Source organism: Bacteroides sp. MSK.20.82 (assembly GCF_019052485.1).
Taxonomy (GTDB): Bacteria; Bacteroidota; Bacteroidia; order Bacteroidales; family Bacteroidaceae; genus Bacteroides; species Bacteroides thetaiotaomicron.
In genome coordinates, this window is record NZ_JAHQUN010000021.1 from 1 (window position 1) to 17,961 (window position 17,961).

Here is a 17,961-nt window from a genome sequence, read left to right on the forward strand (position 1 = left end):
ACTCGCGACCCTAACCTTGGCAAGGTTATGCTCTACCAACTGAGCTATTTCCGCAAATAACTTTAATGACTGTGAAGAGAAGGAGACTCGAACTCCCACGACATAACTGTCACTACCCCCTCAAAGTAGCGCGTCTACCAATTCCGCCACCTCTCCAGAATTTTAAAGTTAAAATCTTTGTGCCCAGAACAGGACTCGAACCTGCATGCCTCTCGACACACGCACCTGAAACGTGCGCGTCTACCAATTCCGCCACCTGGGCAAAATTTATTTCCAACATTTCAAAGAAACATGAGCGGAAAACGAGACTCGAACTCGCGACCCTAACCTTGGCAAGGTTATGCTCTACCAACTGAGCTATTTCCGCATTTTTTCGTTTGCGGTTGCAAAGGTAGGGATTTTCCGTAATTCTGCAAACATTCTGCATCTTTTTTTCACAAGAATCTGCACACTTTGTTTCCGCAAACAAACAATTGTTTTGATTATCAACTCATTCGGTCCCGATAGTCTTCATAAGAAAATTGCTTGTATATTTCCGCTTTCCCTTCTTTTGTCCACAAAGCGATGGCGGGATGATGGATTCCGTTAAACATATTTGTCTTGACCATAGTATAGTGAATCATATCTTCGAACACAATCCGTTCTCCGATCTGCAACTCATGATCGAAACTCCATAATCCCATATAATCACCACTCAAACAAGAATTACCTCCCAAACGATAAATAAATTCTCCTTCATTCCCCATCTCCGCACCACGAACGGCAGGCTGATAAGGCATTTCCAGACAATCGGGCATGTGGCAGGTGAAACTCACATTCAGAATAGCCGTCTTGATACCGCGACTCTCAACGATATCTACCACTTCCGAAGTCAGGACTCCTGTCTGCCATGTAAAAGCAGAACCGGGTTCAAGGATGATCTGCAAATGAGGATATCGTGCTTTCAGGTCTTGCAATAATTTAATCAGATGTTCTGTATCATAATCTTTTCGGGTCATCAGATGCCCGCCTCCCAGATTCAGCCATTTAATTTGCGGGAACCAGCGGGAGAATTTCTCTTCCAGATGCTGTAAAGTACGTTCCAGCTCGAAAGAAGAAGATTCGCAGTGACAATGACAATGGAAACCTTCGATTCCTTTGGGCAAGGTATCCGGTAATAAGTCGGCGGTCATTCCGAAACGGGTACCGGGTGCGCACGGATTATAAAGTTCTGTTTCTACTTCCGAATATTCGGGATTCACACGGATACCGCAGGAGATTCCGCTTCCTTCGGCCACTGTCATCGGATAGAAACGACGGAACTGTGCCATTGAATTAAAAGTGATGTGGCTGCTGCAACGCATGATTTCCGGAAAATCCTGTTCCGTATACGCAGGAGAATAAGTATGGGCTTTACTTCCAAATTCTTCCAATGCCAGACGCGCTTCATACACAGAACTTGCTGTGGAATGCTCCACGTATTCGCGGAATATCGGAAATGAACGCCACATGGCGAATGACTTGAAGGCGAGAATAATCTCTACTCCTGCCCTGTCGGCTACGCTTTTTATCAGACACAGGTTCTTTCGCAAGAGTTCTTCCTCCATAATATAGCAAGGAGAAGGAAATTGGGTGAAATCTATCATATATAAATTTATTATCTAAAATAACGCCTTACGGACGTGCCTGCAAAAATACAAATTCAAAAGCAAAGAGAGATTCTTTTATTTTTAATTAAGATATTGAGTTTCGAAAACTTTTTCTTATTTTTAGACCTTTATATTATAGATGTAGTTGTTTCATCCTAAATACCCGATTGATTATGAATAAAGATTTAAGAAAAGTGGTGATTCTCCTGGCGCATCCCAATATGAAGGAATCACAAGCAAACAAAGCACTGATTGATGCTGTGAGTGATATTGAAGGCGTAGCAGTATTCAATCTTTACGACCAGCAAGGCGCTTCTTTTGATGTTGACGAATGGAGCAAAATCATTTCCGATGCTTCCGCCCTCATTTATCAATTTCCCTTTCATTGGATGGCTGCGCCGTCATTGCTCAAAAAATGGCAGGACGAAGTATTCACCTTCCTTTCCAAGACTCCGGCAGTAGCCGGGAAACCATTGACAGTAGTAACCACCACAGGTTCCGAATATGAAGCATACCGTAGCGGAGGCAGAAACCGCTTCACAGTGGATGAGCTTTTACGTCCTTATCAGGTTAGTGCCATTCATTCGGGGATGTCGTGGCAAACGCCTGTTGTTGTTTACGGAATGGGAACCGCAGATGCGGGAAAGAACATCGCTGAGGGAGCCAACTTGTATAAGCAACGGGTAGAAATGCTGATCGGCAGCAGCAATGCAGGAAATAACTGGTGAATTATCTCCTATACCTTATTTCGATTAGCTATTAGCAAAAACAAATTAGCTATTAGCTAATTTGTTTTTGCTAATAGCTAATTTATTTCTTCAAGGCTTCTTCACCATCATCTTCTTTTTATTCAAAGTCAGTACCGGCAAGAAAATAAACACGCCGATCACGGACATTACCAATCCACCGATAGTACCTGCAGCCAAAGGAAACCAGAAACCTTCTTTCTCTGCTCCCACCATAAAGGGGATAAAGCCAAGGATGGTAGAAACAACCGTCAGAAAAATGGGGATCACTTTCGTATTCCATGCCTTCACGTAAGCACGAAGAGAAGAAAGGCAGGGAAAGCGTTTTCGAATCGCATTGTACTCATTTAAAATATAAATACTGGCATTCACTGTGATACCGCAGAGCAGAATGAACGAAGCGAAACCACCTTGGTCAAAGTTCAACTTGAACCAGTAGAACGTCAGAAACACACCGATATAAGAGATCGGAATGACAAAGATGATCGCTAACGGCTGTTTCAACGAATTGAACAGAATGCTTGTAATAAAGAAAATGATAGCAATCACAATCAGGAGCAAGCGATACTGTTTGTTGGCACCTCCACCCCATGACCAGTTATTACTTTCCGCTTCCGCCTTATATCCCATCGGGAGAAGTTCATTAAACTCTTCCAGGTCTTTTTTCAGCAGCTTATTTCCCTGTTCCGACGCACCGATATACTCATATTGCAGGCATAAGCGGTATTGTTGATTCTCCTTCGCCACTTCCTGCGGCATCTGTCCCTTCTCTACCTTAGCCAGTTCCGCCAGTTTATACTCTTTATCGCCTACACGGAAAGGATAATACTGCATGGCCCATATATCCCGCTGATCCGACTGGCGGGAAGAGAGTTTGATTTTTTCCGTTCCATCTTCGGTAACAACGGAACCGATTTCCTGATTCCGCCCATATATGGGACGAATAGCAGCAAACAGTTCTCCGGCTCCGATCCCCGCTCCGATCATCCGTTGTTTATCCAGCTCAAAATAAAACTCCTGATAATCATCCTTCCACCACGAGAAATTGGAACCGACCGTAACTTCCCTGATACGGCGATGAGACAATAAGACCTCTTTCAGTTTTGTAGCCCAGCTATAAAGTTCATCATAATTATATCCGTACATTTTCACCCGGAATGATCCCGCATTCTCGCGTACACTATTACTGAATCCCTGATCCTGTAATCCATAAATACTCCAATCTCCTCCCCCCAACTGGAGAGCTTTACTGATCATGTTAGCTTTCAGCGTATATGGGAACCCGCTTTTCTGATTTTCCTTTGTGAAACGAATGCTGATAGATGCCCTGCGGGCGCTTTCTACCGATGTCTGAAACTGCTTGATCTCCTTGAACTCGCTCAGATAAGTTTCCATCCGCTTGATCAGTGTATTCATCTGTTCAAGCGTACTGCCGTTCGGTAAATTGGCGTTGGCATAAAGCACCACCTCCTCATTCCGGGTAAAGTAGCTCCCTTCATACACCTTTTGCACAAACAGCCTCAGACTTCCTCCCAACGCTTTATCCACTATCGGTTTCACCTTTTCCTTATAGGTAGGAGTCCCCAGTGTCTTATTATAAATCTCTGCCCATTTGCCATCCCCATCCATCTTTTCCGGCAACAGAAAGACCGGTAATCCGAATGCCAGCAACAGCAACAGACAAACCGCTACTCTCCAGCGGCAAAGCCTCTGTATCAGCCACCTGTAGAAATGACTGAAATAGACCGGCCCCCTTCGCATCTTCGAACGCAGCCATCCTAAGAAACGGGTATTCCCCATTTTCCATTTTCTCTTCACTCCGGTCAGAGAAGACTTCCTGCGTCGTTTCAACCCGATTTTATCAATCAAAGAAGGTACAAAGAACAGAGCAACCAATAATGAAACTCCCAGATTAATCATCACCACTGCGGCAAAATCCTGCAGATTCAGACGAATCCTCTCGTCCAGAAAGAAGATGATGACCAACGCTCCCATTGTTGTCAGTGTAGCCGCCAATACAGACATGAACGCCTTCCGGTTTTTACATCGAAGATAATGATCACTCATCACAATCGTATTATCAATCACCAGGTTCAGTGAAACCGTGATACCCGCCAAAGAATATAACTGCATTTCCAGCCCAAAGACATAGTAAAAGATAACGGCTATTGCCATATTCACGGTCAGACTGGTGACAATCAAAAACAGATATTTGGGGCTGAAAGTAATCAGCAGTACAAACAAGAGCAGGATAGCCACCGTCACTCCCGTGCGCAAATAAATCTTGTTCAGCTCGTCATGTATAAACTCTGTAGTATCATAACTGGTATGAATCTCGTATCCTGCCGGAAGCGACAGTCTGATGTCATCCATGCACGCCTGTACCTTTTTGCTCAGTTCCAGCTGATTAGCTGCCTCTTCAGCGACAACAGACAGATAAATCGAATTCAACCCATTGATCCGGTAATAACTCTGAGGCTGCTCTTCCATACGGACGACCTTCACCAGTTCGTCCAAGCGGATGATTCTCCCATCCTTCACTTTCACCTGTATCTGCCCGGCGTCAAACTCCCGGTTATCATGTTCGGGCATCAGCACCAACCGAATCCACTCCTTGCCCGAAGCCGCCTGTTCCACATCATAAGTCCCCAGAAACTCTTTCTGATAATGCAGACCGACTGCCTGACTAATTTCATCCGTACTCACCCCCAACGCACGCAACTGCTCATAATCATACTCCAGACGCCATTCCATCGGTGTGGCTCCGCTGACGTTTATCTTATAGATTCCCGGAAGCTGCGCAAGGCGTGTCTTTATATGTTCCTCCGCATACTTCTGAATCAGACTGGGAGTGGCAGGCGCATTAATCGTGAATGCGATAAAAGGTCCCTGACTTTTCTGCTCCGGACTTGCCATCTGAATGTACGGGTAACTAACTCCCGCCGGCAATTCCGGCCAAGTCTGACGAATGATGGTCGAAGCCTCAAAACGTGCGACAGCCGCATCTGCATGCTTGTCCAGACTCACATTTATACTTCCCCAGCCATTGCCGGAAGTCGAAGATATGCTTTGTATTCCCTTGACACGGGCAAGCATCGCCTCCAGTTTGCTGGTAGCCGTCATCTCCACGACACGCGCCGAAGTCCCTCCCATGCCGAACCACACAGAAAATCCGGGTAAGGTCCGTGACGGATTCAGCTTCACCGGCAGCAACGGAACAAGTGCCAGCCCGACCAACGCCACGCTGATAAAAGCGACAATGAGCGTAAAAGCGGAAGCCTTTGATGACTTTTTAATTTCAGAACCTATATCTTGCATGATTCATTTGTCTATATCCCAAAAGAAATTACTATCTAATCAGTCTTCCTCCATTAAAGTCGAAACGATCCGAAAGAGAAAGCTTCGTAGCAAAATCGAATAAAGTCAGACGACGTATTTTATAATAATTCAGCCAGTAGTTCTGCAAGGCAGAAATGTAGTTGCGCTGCGCCTCCTGCTGCCTGTTGAGCGAAAGCGTCAGACTATTAATATCCGCTTTACCGATAATAAAACGTTGCCTTGTCTCATTATAAGCCAGTATCGCCAGGTCCAGCGCTTCTTCCGCACTGGCAATCAACTGCTGCTGGATATTAAAATCACTCACCGTCATGATGACTTCCTCCTCAATACTGATCTCATCCTGACGTGCCGAAATCTTCACTACATTCAGATTATTCCGTGCCATGTTGTATTTGCCCTTACGAACGCCCCAGTCCAGCAGCGGAATCGATACGCTGACCGCTACCAAGTCCTGCTGCATCGGTTTATGATACACATCTCCGAAGTTTTCCGCCACCTGGTTGAAACCGATACTGGCATTCACGCTGGCATTGAAACGGGATTCCTTCTTTGTTCTGTCCACATTCCGCTCCGCTTCCAGTACATTCTGCTTCAGTTCCAGCAACTGCGGATTATTGCTCCTTCCCCATCTCAAAGCCTCATCCACCGGAATCTCCATCATACTTGGGCGTGAAGGAAGCTCCAGTTCGATCTGGGTATTCTTATCCAGATTCAGAAAAGATGCCAGTGAGAACATTGCCCGTTTCAAGGCGCTTGCCCTATTCTGCAATGTATTCTGTGCATTCACTTTATCCAGCTTTAAAGTCAACAGGTCCGCCTGTGAAATAGCGGCGATCCGGTGCCGTTGCTGTCCGATGCGGTACAAAGTATCCGTAGATGCGAGGTTTTCCTTTGCCAGTTTGTATTCCGCCTGCGCCATCGCCAGCGAAAAGAAATAATTCGTCGCCGTTTCCGAAACCTTTTCCACATTATAAAGAAATTCCTTTTTCACACGCTCGTATTTCAGCGGTTCGATCTTCCGGTCCCATTTGAAAGGATTATACCCGACCAGGCTCTGCGAATAACCGAGCCGTATCGGGACGCTGGTAAACTGCGTCGCACTATTATCCCCGAAATTACGCATATAGGCAAGGTTCGACTCCAGATAGAACGTACCTCCGGTCAGGTCCAGATTTTGACGGACACTTAATCCTCCATAGGCATAATATGACTGTTGCGTACGGTAGACATCCAGGTCCTGTCCCGAATCATAACGTTTCGTGATATCCCGGTTATATTGTGCCGGGGTAAGGTCCATTGTCAGACTCGGCAAACGGTTTGCCCGGTACGTCCGGTATTCCCAATAACCGGACAGATACATATTTTGTGTGCGGAATGACTCCAGCGAACTGTCGTTAGCTAAAGCGATAGTCTGGTTCAAGTCCAGCACCAGACGTTTCTGGGCATATACTGAAGAGAAACATATCCCCGATGCTGCCATCAATACAAAAAGAACGGATGATTTCTTCATAATTCAACATGTTTTTCATTTGGTTTGTGATTCCCGCTTTTTCCCCGATAGATAAACCAGTAAAGCAGCGGTATGATAAAGAGGCTGACCGCCGTACCGATGGACATCGTGCCTATCATGGCGATAGACAACGGCTTTTGCAGTTCCGATCCCATATCCGAGGAGAACAGCAACGGCACCATGGCAAAGATGGTCGTCAGCGAAGTCATGATAATCGGACGCAGACGCCTGCGGCCTGCTTCGTGAATAGCTTCCAGCAAAGGAACGCCTGCCTTGCGCAGTTCATTGATCGCATCCAGTTTCAGAATAGAGTCATTGATTACAATACCACAGGTCACAATCAGACCGATGGCAGACATCAGATTCAGCGTATGCCCGCATATCCAAAGCAAGAGTAAGGCAAATGCCACATCAATCGGGATTTCCGCCAGTACCAGCAACGGCTGCAGAAAACTCTCGAACTGTGCGGCAAGAATGAAATACATCAGCAGCAGTGAGATCAACAGAATCACGACCAGTTCATCCAGCATCTCCTTGTTGGAGAAGATACTGCCGGAGAAGCCCGTATCCCAGTCCCCTGTTTCCTCCGCCACCTGTTTCACTTCACGCATCAGCCGGTTCGCATCCTGCACGCCGTAAAAGTCGAACGGGACATACTCGCCGTTACGTCCGGAAGTAATACTTTTCAAGTCTTCGGCGGGAGCTACGTTGATCAATTCCCGAAGCGGGATAAAATCGACATTCCCACGGTTGTCCGGTTGCGTCTGCACCAGTGTTTCCTGCAACACCTCGTTCACAGTCTTTTCATCCCCGGCAATGTTGATCGGCAAATACTGCTGATAAGAGTGCAGCATCGTCACACTGTTTTCCCGGAAAGCCGTTTTCAGTACCCGATACAGTTCGTTGTAGGAAACACGGTAGAGCAAGAGTTTCTCTTTGCTGATACTCAGATTCAACTGGTTTTCGAAGGCGATACCTGTCGGATTGATTCCGGTTTTTCGTCCCAGTTCCTGTTCAACGCTACGGATTGCTTCCGCTTTGGGGGCTTCCGCTTTATTACGGGTGTAAAATTCCGCCACCACATCCGGTTCACCCGTCACAAAGAGTTTCTCAAATACCGTTTCCGGCGGAGAGAAAGAAATGACAGAGAGCGGATAACGTTCCTTCAGTTTCCGGTATACCGCCTGTTCCAAAGAGGCAATAGCATTGGAAGTCTCCGTACGGAAATAAAGTTCCGCTTCGGAAGAAGACAGTTCCCGTTCCCGATTGAGAATGAAATCTTGTCTGCCGATAGAGGCTGTTTGCTCCAGTACTTCATCTTTCAGTTCCTTGAAAAGTTCATCCACCCGTCGTTTGTTTTCATCCACATGGATATTCTCATTCCATTCTATCCGGGCGATCAGTTCATTTTCCTCGATATCGGGCATCCGTTCTTTGTCTATAAAGAAAAAGAAGAATACGCAAAGCGGAATGGAAATCACACAGAACAGTACACTGAACGTTTTATGGCGGAATACCCAGTCGACACCCGCATCATAGAATCGGTCTAGCGTGTGGTCCTTGATCGGGTTATTAATTTTGAAAGAAAGCCACTTCCATTTCCGGGTGCGGACACCTGTCCGGTAAACCAGCAGATAAAGCACAGGAAGCAGCATGATACCGGTGAGATAAGACACCATTAGTCCTACAGTGACAGAAAAAGCCTGATCAAAGAAAATAGCGCCTGCAATACCGCTCATAAAAATCAGTGGGGCAAAAACAGCAATAGTCGTCAGAGAAGAACTCAGCATGGGGGTGACCACTTCACTGGTTCCCGTCACACAGGCACGGCGCAAGGAGTATCCCCGTTCACGGTATTGCGATATATTCTCGGTCACAATAATCGAACTGTCAATCATCATTCCCAATGCCAGGATTAATCCAGCAAGTGAAATGATATTGAGAGACATATTGCAAAGGTAGAAAAAGACAAAGCTGATCACGATGGACACCACCATACTGAGTCCGATGACCAGCGGAGACTTTACATCTCCCAGAAACAGAACCGCTACCAGACAAATAAAGAGAAAGCCCAGGGAGAGATTCTGTTGCAGATTAGAAATGGTGTAGTCCAGCAGTTCCGTCTGATTACGGCTGATGCTGAAATCGATCTCCGGGTATACTAACTGAAAATAGGTCATCGTGCCTACCAGCGCCTGCTTCATCTTATCCATGTTCTCATCCGCCTGTTTGATGACGGCAAGGCTCACCGCCCGTTTTCCATTGGACAAGGATACTCCTTTTTCTTTTACAGGTACGACGCTTACTTTGCAGAAGTCTTTTAACTGTACGATGCGGTCGCCCTTACGCAGATAGATATTTTCCACATCCTCCGCTGTACGCAGCAATGTCGAGAATTTAATATTGTATTCATAATACCCGTCGCGCACTGTCATGCTGCCCGGTTCCACATTATTAGAGGATAAAGCCGATTCGATATCTCCAATGGAGAGTCCCATCATGGCGAGCTTGTCCTTGTCGGGCACTATTTGTACCTGCCGTTCCAAAATTCCGGTCACGTCCACCATGGCAACTTCTTCAAGCTGCTCTATCCTGCGCTTGATGACAGACTCGGCAAACTCACACAATTCAAGGAAGGAGTGCTGTTCCGTAGCTCCGTAAGCACTGTCATTCTTCAGTGTCAGATTCAGATAGAATACGGGAATATCCGTTGCACTCGCTTTGATTACCTTCGGGCGTTCCGCTTCTTTCGGAAGATAGTTCATGGCGGCATCTATCTTCTCATTTACCTCGATAAAGGCAAGGTCCGTATTCGTTCCATATTCAAATGACAAGCGGATAATGCCCGCCCCGTCTCTCGATTCACTATGAATATCCTTCAGGGTAGAGACCTGAATCAACTGCCCCCGCAAAGGTTTGACAATCGTGTTTTCCAATTCCCGGGCAGAGGTATTGGCAGACGCCACCTGTACCGTAATCTCAGGAATAGCGATATTGGGAAGCAGCGATATAGGCAGCGTAGAGTACGTCACCAGCCCGATGATGAAACAGGCGGTAAAGGCCATCAATACGGCAATAGGGCGCTGAATTAAGAATTTTATCATAGATTCATTATTTAATTCTTAATTCTTCATTTAACATAGACTTCCGCCTCATGCGCCAGATTCAGATTTCCGGTGACGATGACCGTATCTCCTTCCAGCAGACCATCCTCGATACCTTTCTGCGACTTGTCGGAGACGACACATTCTGTCGCATTCTCCAGTCCCGTATTCACATAATTCCACATTGCCTTGCCGTCTTTCAGGGTAAATACCACTTGTTTGCCGGAACGCAATACAACGGCGCTCTTCGGAATAACCAGCCGTTCTCCCAGCGAACGGCGGACACTTACCCTTACATTCATTCCGCTGAACAGTTTTCCTCCCGCATTTACCAATGCTTTCACTTTCACCATGCCGTTGGCATCCACCAATGGATTTATCTCTGATACACTGCCTTCAAACGCATCTCCTCCGGCATAAGGAGTAATTACCACTTTATCTCCCATCCTGATAAAAGCAAGTTCATTTTCCAGCACTGTGAAATCAGCTTCCATTCCTTTGGAATCGATAATAGTACAGAATGCTTCAGAAGTATTTGCCGGATTATAAGGCTTTGAAAATAAATTGGCTACCACACCGTCAAAAGGAGCAATCAACGTAGCATGCTCCATCTCTCTTTTCGCCAGTTCATACTGGGATTTCGACTGTTCATACCCGCTTTTTACTTTGGCGATTTTCATTGTTTCGGCAGGGACTTTACTAAAGTCGTCAGGAGAATATCCCTGCCCGATCAGTACGTCTTTCAATTCCAGTTCGGCTTTCAGTAAAGCATCTTCCGACTGGGATAATTTCTGTTCCAGACGGAATTTATCCAGATCAGCCAGCTTCTGTCCTTTCTGTACACGGTCGCCATTCTTCACATAGATATGAGCGATGACTTCACCGGTTTCAAAACGCAGATCGGCTTTGCCACGGGCATTGATTTTACCGTTACTCACCAGTTCGTGATGAAAATCACGCTTCTTTAATATCTGAACAGCTACTTCATTCTTCGTATCCGGAAGGACTATGGAGACACCTTTCTCCGATTCATCTGCAGTATTCTTCTTGTCGGAACAAGAGAGCGTCATCATACATGCAAGGCACAATAAAATCCATGTAGAATTATTTTTCATCGTATTTATTGGTTTGTTTATTCTAAATTATCTCACATATAATTTCTTATATATTGTATGTAAGTTTGTATCATGTTTGCCAAATTTAGACAAAAATATCTATTAATCAAGTTTGTACAGTCATTTTTTTTCTTCACCCATTTATTTTAGCAGTTTCACTTCTTCTCTCATCTCCCTTATTGCAGTCGATTGTACCTTTGGTTCCTTCGTCAATACAATCTGAATCGCCTGTTTTAATTTCTCCGGATGTCGATATTCCGGTTCCGCATAAAGCTTTGCCAACAAGTAATATGGATAAATTCTTCCCGGAAGCCGATGAGTAGATCGTATGAAATACTCTTCAGCCTTTTCATATTTTCCTATAGCCTGATAATTCTTTCCTATTATGTTCAAAATCATAGGATCGCAACTATGTGCCATTGCCTCTTTCAAAATTGCTGTAGAACTATTATATTCTTTCAACTTATGTAAAGAATGTCCATATTCAAACAAAAATGCTCCCCTATCATTCAATTCCGGATAAATTTTCTCATACCCTTCTTTGGCTAAACGAAATGCGCCTATATTATAGTGCATTTTATACCTAAACCATTCTTCACAAGCATTATACTGATTATATTTCCAATAGTAACTTCCCAATAAAGCAATCATTATAATAAAGAACAATATTTGTAACCGTGAAGAACCCACTACACAAGCAGCCAATAAAAAATAGAATGCTATAGCAAATCCGGGTATTTGCATTGGATAAGATGAAAATGCAAATACTAAAACAGAAATCAAACCAGCACATGCACTTAGTCTTTTCTCTGTTATTCCTATCCAAAGGCAAAAAACAATAATCAATAACACAACCAATAGAAATAAGACTCCATATTCTACAGCTATTTGCAGATATTCATTAAAAGCGTATTCAGGACTTCCAGCTACTAATTCTTCTGTAGATGTAAACTCTTTTTGGGAGAAATATTTTTCCTGAGCCATTCCATAAGCCGATGCAAAGTTTCCAGTACCATGTCCAAGGAAAGGTTTTTCCACAATAGCCATAACACTCACTTTCCAAATTAACAGACGTCCATTAGCCGAATCTACTTTTAATTGAAAAAGAGCATAACCAACTATTATCAATACCATTCCCCCGGCAATAATAGCCGGAAATACTCTTTTCTTATATTTTCGGCCTATCTTCCTTAAACTAGTTCCCCATGAACGGTATGTAGCATATACCCATATCCCAGAAATTGCAACAGCCATCCATGCCGAACGGCTCATACCTGCCGGTAAAACACAAAGAATTAACAGCAAGACTCCTAAAGCCACACAATATTTACTTTGCTCGATCCAAGTACGTTTCTTCACCTTTTTTAGATTCAACCATTCACTCAAACAAATAGGAAATACCATTGCTAAGTATCCGGAATAAGGCCCCGGATTGTAGAAAGAACCTGTAAGCGCATATAATGAATGATTAGAAACAGCTAAACCGTATATCTGCCTTAATCCCCAAACAGCCTCAACCCCACCTAAAATAATAAGAGACCAAACGACTGATAAATAAAATGCATTTTTCTTACAATCTAAGCACAAAGACATAAGAGTACATATCACAAAGACAATAGACATATGCCCCAAATATAGCTTCTGATATGCCATATCTCCGACCGCAATAGTATAAGATGAAACAGTCACAACACTTAAAAGTGCAATGACTCCAAACAGCATTAATAAATGAACGATATATTTATTCTGTAATAACATCTTCTATCTTTATTTGATCTGCATTAAAATCCGTTCCCAACGTATCTGATCGGTATATTTTTCTTTTGAGTTCCAAATACGGGTAGCTTTACCTACAATATATTCTTCCGGCAGCATCCCCCAATATCTGGAATCCTGCGAATTCGCCATATTATCCCCCGATACAAAATAATAGTTCTTTTTAAAGCAATACTGATGAATAAGACTATCACCAATAAACACCTGTTCCTGTTTTAGTTCTATTTTTTTCTTTTGCTCCCATGCGATCAGTTGTCTGTATAAAAGATAAGTAGTATGGTTCATTATTACAATCTGATCCTTTTGTGGGATAGGCAATGGCCCGAACTCTCGAATATTCCATCCTAGGCTTTGATCATAAGGAAATGTTCCTACTACGATTCCTTGTTTTTCCGGTTGCTGTAGCCCGGCAAGATATTGCTGAGCTTCATAATTTCCCAACTGTTCGCGACATCCACGCACTTTATAAAATCCTCCTCTGATTTCCAATGTATCCCCAGGCAAAGCTATACAACGTTTCACATAATACTGCATTACGTTCATCCGGATGCTATCCCACCGATTCATCTGATAAGGAAAATTAAAAACCAGTACATCATTTCTTTTAAAATGCCCCAATCCCGGCATCCGGTAAATAGTAACATCTTTGTTATCCAAAGCAGCAAACACATTAAACAATCTGGCTCCTTTTATCATTTTATTAACCAATATTCTATCTCCATCTTTTAATGCAGGTCCCATAGAATCTGATGGAATTTTAAACGATGTGAAACAGAATAACTGTACCAAGAACAAAATTACTATCATGCAGAATATCATGAATATTAAATTCTCTATTATTGCTAGAAATTTCTTCACTTTATTCATATGCATCCTTTAGTTGAATCAATTTATGATAAGCCATCAATCCCAGCACACATTTCACACGTTTGTCATTTGCATCTAATAACTCAATAGAAGGAAGAACTTCACCTTTCATCTTTTCTTCCAGATAATTTGCCCACAAACACAAATGACTCCAATGCAATTCAGCATAACTGAAATCTTGTTCTGCCTCCACAATAGCAACCGTCATCACCAACATATTTGCAGCAGCCTCTTCAGCACAATTATCCACTTTTATTTGTTTGCTTGCAACCGGATATAATCCAATATCGTAAGGCGGATATTTTCTTTTCCAATGTTCATCTTCACAATATTCAAATATTGGATTTAATAAACTTTTCATCCAATCAACACGATTAAAAAATAACAAAGCAGGAAAACTCCTATAAGCATCTCTAACATTACCCAAAGTATCTCCGAAGCAGAATGACTTATTATCCGAAGATAACACAAACCTATGGGAAGAAATAAAATTACGATATGAAGGAAGAATCTGTTCTGCAAATGTCTTATCACCCACTTGAAATGCTTTATTATTCCACAGATTATCCAATTTATTACATTCTTCCTTAAGTTTCTGATACCTGTTTCCAACAGCCTTCATTAATTCTTTAACCTCTCCTTTTCCATTGTCATTCCAAAGAGGTTGTAAACGCTCACCAATATATTGTATCCTCTGCCCTTCTCCGTATCCTATTAACAATATGCCTTTATTTCCATTTTCTGCACACAACTTTTGAGACAGAACAACATGACTATCATCGCATGAAAACGATGTTCCATCCGCCGTCAGACCTAAATATAAACTATCAGACTTGACAAACCGCCACTCTTGTTCAACCCAACTATCAATCTTCCTCCTACCAAACATCCATTCCATATCCACATCGAACAAAATTTCCACCGTATGCTCCTTTTTATCTTCTGAACGAACTTGATAGGAAAGGAAACCGACAGGCCATCCTGTCATATTCCACTTCTCTGACAAAGAAGGTGAAACAAAATCAATCTGAAGTTCTACATCCCCACATTGAAATACATAATGAGTTTGAGTAGCTTGTACATCTATTTGCTTCAATAGGGCCGTATCTGCTTCACTATAAGTTTTATTTTCAATATACAGACCAAAATCTAACAACGCAGGGCCTCCTGTATTACATCCATAAGCTGCCAAAACATTTGTTCCATTACCAATATGAGCAATAGCTTCATCTGTTAAACGTCCACATTTCGTTTGATATGTTATTCCTTTTTCAAATAAAAAATCTCCATTCCAAAAAAGTTTTATCTGATCATCGCAAATATAACAGACGTAAATTTTATGCCCTTCCAAAGCATCTTTATTATCAATCTTAATATGCCTGCGGACATATATATTTTCCGCCCCCCAAGCGGTACGAATCTTAGAATTTCCTTTTACAGGTCCAAAAGCTGCATTTCCTTCTTTCCAAAAAGAATCATCATATTCCTTTTGCTCCCACCCTTTTCCTGGAAACAAATAAGAATATTTCCCTGACCAACTGACGCTGTCATTTGCAAGAGAAGCTATAGGGGATATACGTAAAGAATCTTCCCCCATAAAACGATAGGTCCTACCATCTACCTGCAAAATCCCTGTCATTGGAAATATCTTTCCAGACTTCAATCGTAGATAATGTTTATTCAATGTATTTCCTGCCATTTTTATAGAGAATTCCGGCGTAATCGCCAGTAACGTATGCTCATCAGGAATAATAGCAATAGAAGATACAGCCTCCTTCTTCGAATGGAAACAAGCAGATAGCAAGACAATTATTCCTAATAAGATGATTGTCTTCCACAACACAACTAGTTTAATTTTAAGTCTTATTTCCATAGTTGCTCTCCTTTTTCATAAACAAAGACTCTCTCATCTACGCCGCGCGTATGGTTACGTAAGAACAAAAGTACATTCTGGGGAATCCCTCTGTATACTAATGAATCAACTGTAGATTTAATTCTTCCGGCGGATTTCCAATATCGATCACAATAATACAACTCGTAGATATCACCAGGACGAATATAATTATCCCTGTTGCGCGGAGTATATACAATACGGTCTATCTGCACCTTTCTACCCAAATCAAGTCCTGCCCATCCTCCGGAAAATTTAAAATAATCAAAAGAAGTCCACGTTTTTCCATCAAACACATTTGTATATTCATGCGTCCCGTCATGTTGATAGCATCCGGGAGTCCCTATAATTTTCCCAGACAATGGAAGAGTATCATTTTTTTCATAAAATGCGACTTCAGCCACATTACATAATCCTCCGGGAGGACCTACATATCTGATATAACGATATTCTTTATTTGAAGAACTTCTTACTGTCGTATTCAAACGATCAGGTTTACACTGTATGATAAACAAGGTATCGCTTACTGCAAAATCCAGTTGGTTACTGCCTTCAAAAACGCCCCCTATCATTCGGTCACGGAACATATTTTCTCCCTCTATATTACATTTAGCATACAATACCACATCTTGTGTATTTCCTTCAATAGAGAAATAATGCTGCTCCTTTTTCTGTTTATCCACATAAAAAGGATCAGTCAAAAAGTTCAAAGTACCATTCTCGTAAGTAGCCACCCTCATAAGCGTACCTCTTCGTACATTTCGAAAAGCCAGATGCTGTGCGTCAAATTCAGTCCAATCAACCGGTATCCAGTTATCTCTATTAGTAACACATAAATAAGCTATTCTCCCACTACATTGATTCCTATAAAGTTTTTCCAATGGAATGACTAATTCCTTTTCAAAAGAATAAGCATATTCATAAGTAACATCCATAAATTTCGGCAGACTCCAAAATGAATATACCTTTTCATTATATTTCGCCATTTGCTCATATAATTCTTTGTTTATATCAAAAGTATATCTATACACCTTTGGACTATCATCCCAACGATACCACCAATTTTTGCGGACCATTCCCAGATTCTCGGGAAAATTAGCCATATACGCTTCACCTGTTTTATCCCAGGCTACCAACCAAAAATGCCCAGCATTAACATAGCTACGTACAGGAACAAAATCAATAGCACAAGGAATTCCCAATGCCCGAAATAGATATACAGCAAAATCAGTCACTTCACGACACGTTCCTGACAAGTATTGTACATATTCAGGTCCGATATGCCCAAAGGAATAAGGAGTTGTTGAAGTATAATAATGCCACTTATCAGGCAATTTATTTATTAAGTAATTAGCAGCTACTACTGGATCTTCTATATCCAAAGAATCCGACATTCTCAATGTATCTAACAATGAATTATATTTTGCATAGTACATTTCACGCCAATATACCAAGGGTTCATCGCCAATACGATAAGGCAACAAATACTCACAAAACACATCGAATGATATACTCTTTCCCCAAGGCTGTTCCTGCCAAACTTTAAATGCCCAATCAATATTATGACACAAATAAGCAGAATCAATTTCCATAATATCGCGTATCTTATTGGGTTCTTTCATTGGACCATATACTTTCTTAACTGAATCTGCAACTTGTTGCGGTTCTTTTCCCTTGCTTTTTTTCAGCCATGCATAGTATGACTTATAGTTTTCTAATTGTTCTCCAACTGAATATCTATGAAAGGGCATATTTTCAATTAAATAACAGGCTGCTTTATATTTCAGGCTATCTGTATTTTTTCTTTTATAGTAACAAAGGACTTTTTCCAGCTCCCCTCTATTATCACCAGCAGACCGCAAAGCAACTTCTAAAGAAGTAATATCTACCTCTTTTTCAGATACAATGTTATCCATAATATGCCATCCCAAAACAATAAATAATATTATACATATATATGATAAATCCCTAAAGCACTTTGCCAT

Annotated in this window: 10 protein-coding genes and 3 tRNA genes; 1 reads left to right on the forward strand and 12 read right to left on the reverse strand. The window is 42.3% G+C overall.

The features are described from left to right. Nucleotides 1–72: 72 nt before the first annotated feature. The 4 genes from KTR07_RS16620 to nspC all read right to left on the reverse strand — a co-directional run bounded on the left by KTR07_RS16620 (nucleotide 73) and on the right by nspC (nucleotide 1,625). A tRNA-Leu gene (locus tag KTR07_RS16620) sits at nucleotides 73–156 on the reverse strand. 24 nt (nucleotides 157–180) lie between these two features. Beyond that, nucleotides 181–262, reverse strand: a tRNA-Leu gene (locus KTR07_RS16625). Between the two features lie 32 nt (nucleotides 263–294). Continuing rightward, nucleotides 295–367 (reverse strand) — tRNA-Gly (locus KTR07_RS16630). A gap of 118 nt (nucleotides 368–485) precedes the next feature. Continuing rightward, nucleotides 486–1,625 (reverse strand): carboxynorspermidine decarboxylase, encoded by a 1,140-nt coding sequence (gene nspC / locus KTR07_RS16635; protein ID WP_008761352.1) that lies wholly within the window; start codon nucleotides 1,623–1,625, stop codon nucleotides 486–488. 176 nt (nucleotides 1,626–1,801) lie between these two features. Here nspC and KTR07_RS16640 point away from each other — a divergent pair, with 176 nt between their 5' ends. Next, complete coding sequence (locus KTR07_RS16640; RefSeq protein WP_008761351.1) at nucleotides 1,802–2,356, forward strand: NAD(P)H-dependent oxidoreductase; 555 nt, start codon at nucleotides 1,802–1,804, stop codon at nucleotides 2,354–2,356. A 90-nt stretch (nucleotides 2,357–2,446) separates the two neighbouring features. Here the strand turns inward: KTR07_RS16640 and KTR07_RS16645 are convergent, their stop codons facing one another. From KTR07_RS16645 to KTR07_RS16680, 8 genes are all read right to left on the reverse strand, one after another. After that, entirely contained in the window at nucleotides 2,447–5,692 is a 3,246-nt protein-coding gene (locus KTR07_RS16645) for an efflux RND transporter permease subunit (protein WP_048693278.1), read from the reverse strand. A gap of 31 nt (nucleotides 5,693–5,723) precedes the next feature. Then, nucleotides 5,724–7,223, reverse strand: a complete 1,500-nt coding sequence (locus KTR07_RS16650) for a TolC family protein (protein WP_008761349.1) — start codon at nucleotides 7,221–7,223, stop codon at nucleotides 5,724–5,726. Beyond that, nucleotides 7,220–10,327 (reverse strand): efflux RND transporter permease subunit, encoded by a 3,108-nt coding sequence (locus KTR07_RS16655; RefSeq protein ID WP_217315462.1) that lies wholly within the window; start codon nucleotides 10,325–10,327, stop codon nucleotides 7,220–7,222. Before KTR07_RS16655 ends, KTR07_RS16650 begins: the two co-directional genes overlap by 4 nt. A gap of 26 nt (nucleotides 10,328–10,353) precedes the next feature. Further along, nucleotides 10,354–11,442 (reverse strand): efflux RND transporter periplasmic adaptor subunit, encoded by a 1,089-nt coding sequence (locus tag KTR07_RS16660; protein ID WP_048693286.1) that lies wholly within the window; start codon nucleotides 11,440–11,442, stop codon nucleotides 10,354–10,356. Between the two features lie 141 nt (nucleotides 11,443–11,583). Beyond that, nucleotides 11,584–13,200, reverse strand: a complete 1,617-nt coding sequence (locus KTR07_RS16665) for an O-antigen ligase family protein (protein ID WP_008765554.1) — start codon at nucleotides 13,198–13,200, stop codon at nucleotides 11,584–11,586. Between the two features lie 9 nt (nucleotides 13,201–13,209). Next, entirely contained in the window at nucleotides 13,210–14,085 is an 876-nt protein-coding gene (gene lepB, locus KTR07_RS16670) for a signal peptidase I (RefSeq protein ID WP_008765553.1), read from the reverse strand. Next, nucleotides 14,078–15,958 carry a DUF5127 domain-containing protein gene (locus KTR07_RS16675; RefSeq protein ID WP_008765552.1) on the reverse strand — a complete coding sequence of 627 codons (1,881 nt, stop codon included), beginning with the start codon at nucleotides 15,956–15,958 and terminating at the stop codon, nucleotides 14,078–14,080. The genes lepB and KTR07_RS16675 overlap by 8 nt, the downstream gene beginning before the upstream one ends. After that, nucleotides 15,949–17,961 (reverse strand): hypothetical protein, encoded by a 2,013-nt coding sequence (locus KTR07_RS16680; RefSeq protein WP_008765551.1) that lies wholly within the window; start codon nucleotides 17,959–17,961, stop codon nucleotides 15,949–15,951. Before KTR07_RS16680 ends, KTR07_RS16675 begins: the two co-directional genes overlap by 10 nt.

Coding starts and splice junctions, on each gene's coding strand:
- nspC (WP_008761352.1), bottom strand. CDS start 1,625: ATGATAGATTTCACCCAATTTCCTTCTCCTTGCTATATTATGGAGGAA.
- KTR07_RS16640 (WP_008761351.1), top strand. CDS start 1,802: ATGAATAAAGATTTAAGAAAAGTGGTGATTCTCCTGGCGCATCCCAAT.
- KTR07_RS16645 (WP_048693278.1), bottom strand. CDS start 5,692: ATGCAAGATATAGGTTCTGAAATTAAAAAGTCATCAAAGGCTTCCGCT.
- KTR07_RS16650 (WP_008761349.1), bottom strand. CDS start 7,223: ATGAAGAAATCATCCGTTCTTTTTGTATTGATGGCAGCATCGGGGATA.
- KTR07_RS16655 (WP_217315462.1), bottom strand. CDS start 10,327: ATGATAAAATTCTTAATTCAGCGCCCTATTGCCGTATTGATGGCCTTT.
- KTR07_RS16660 (WP_048693286.1), bottom strand. CDS start 11,442: ATGAAAAATAATTCTACATGGATTTTATTGTGCCTTGCATGTATGATG.
- KTR07_RS16665 (WP_008765554.1), bottom strand. CDS start 13,200: ATGTTATTACAGAATAAATATATCGTTCATTTATTAATGCTGTTTGGA.
- lepB (WP_008765553.1), bottom strand. CDS start 14,085: ATGAATAAAGTGAAGAAATTTCTAGCAATAATAGAGAATTTAATATTC.
- KTR07_RS16675 (WP_008765552.1), bottom strand. CDS start 15,958: ATGGAAATAAGACTTAAAATTAAACTAGTTGTGTTGTGGAAGACAATC.
- KTR07_RS16680 (WP_008765551.1), bottom strand. CDS start 17,961: ATGGCAAAGTGCTTTAGGGATTTATCATATATATGTATAATATTATTT.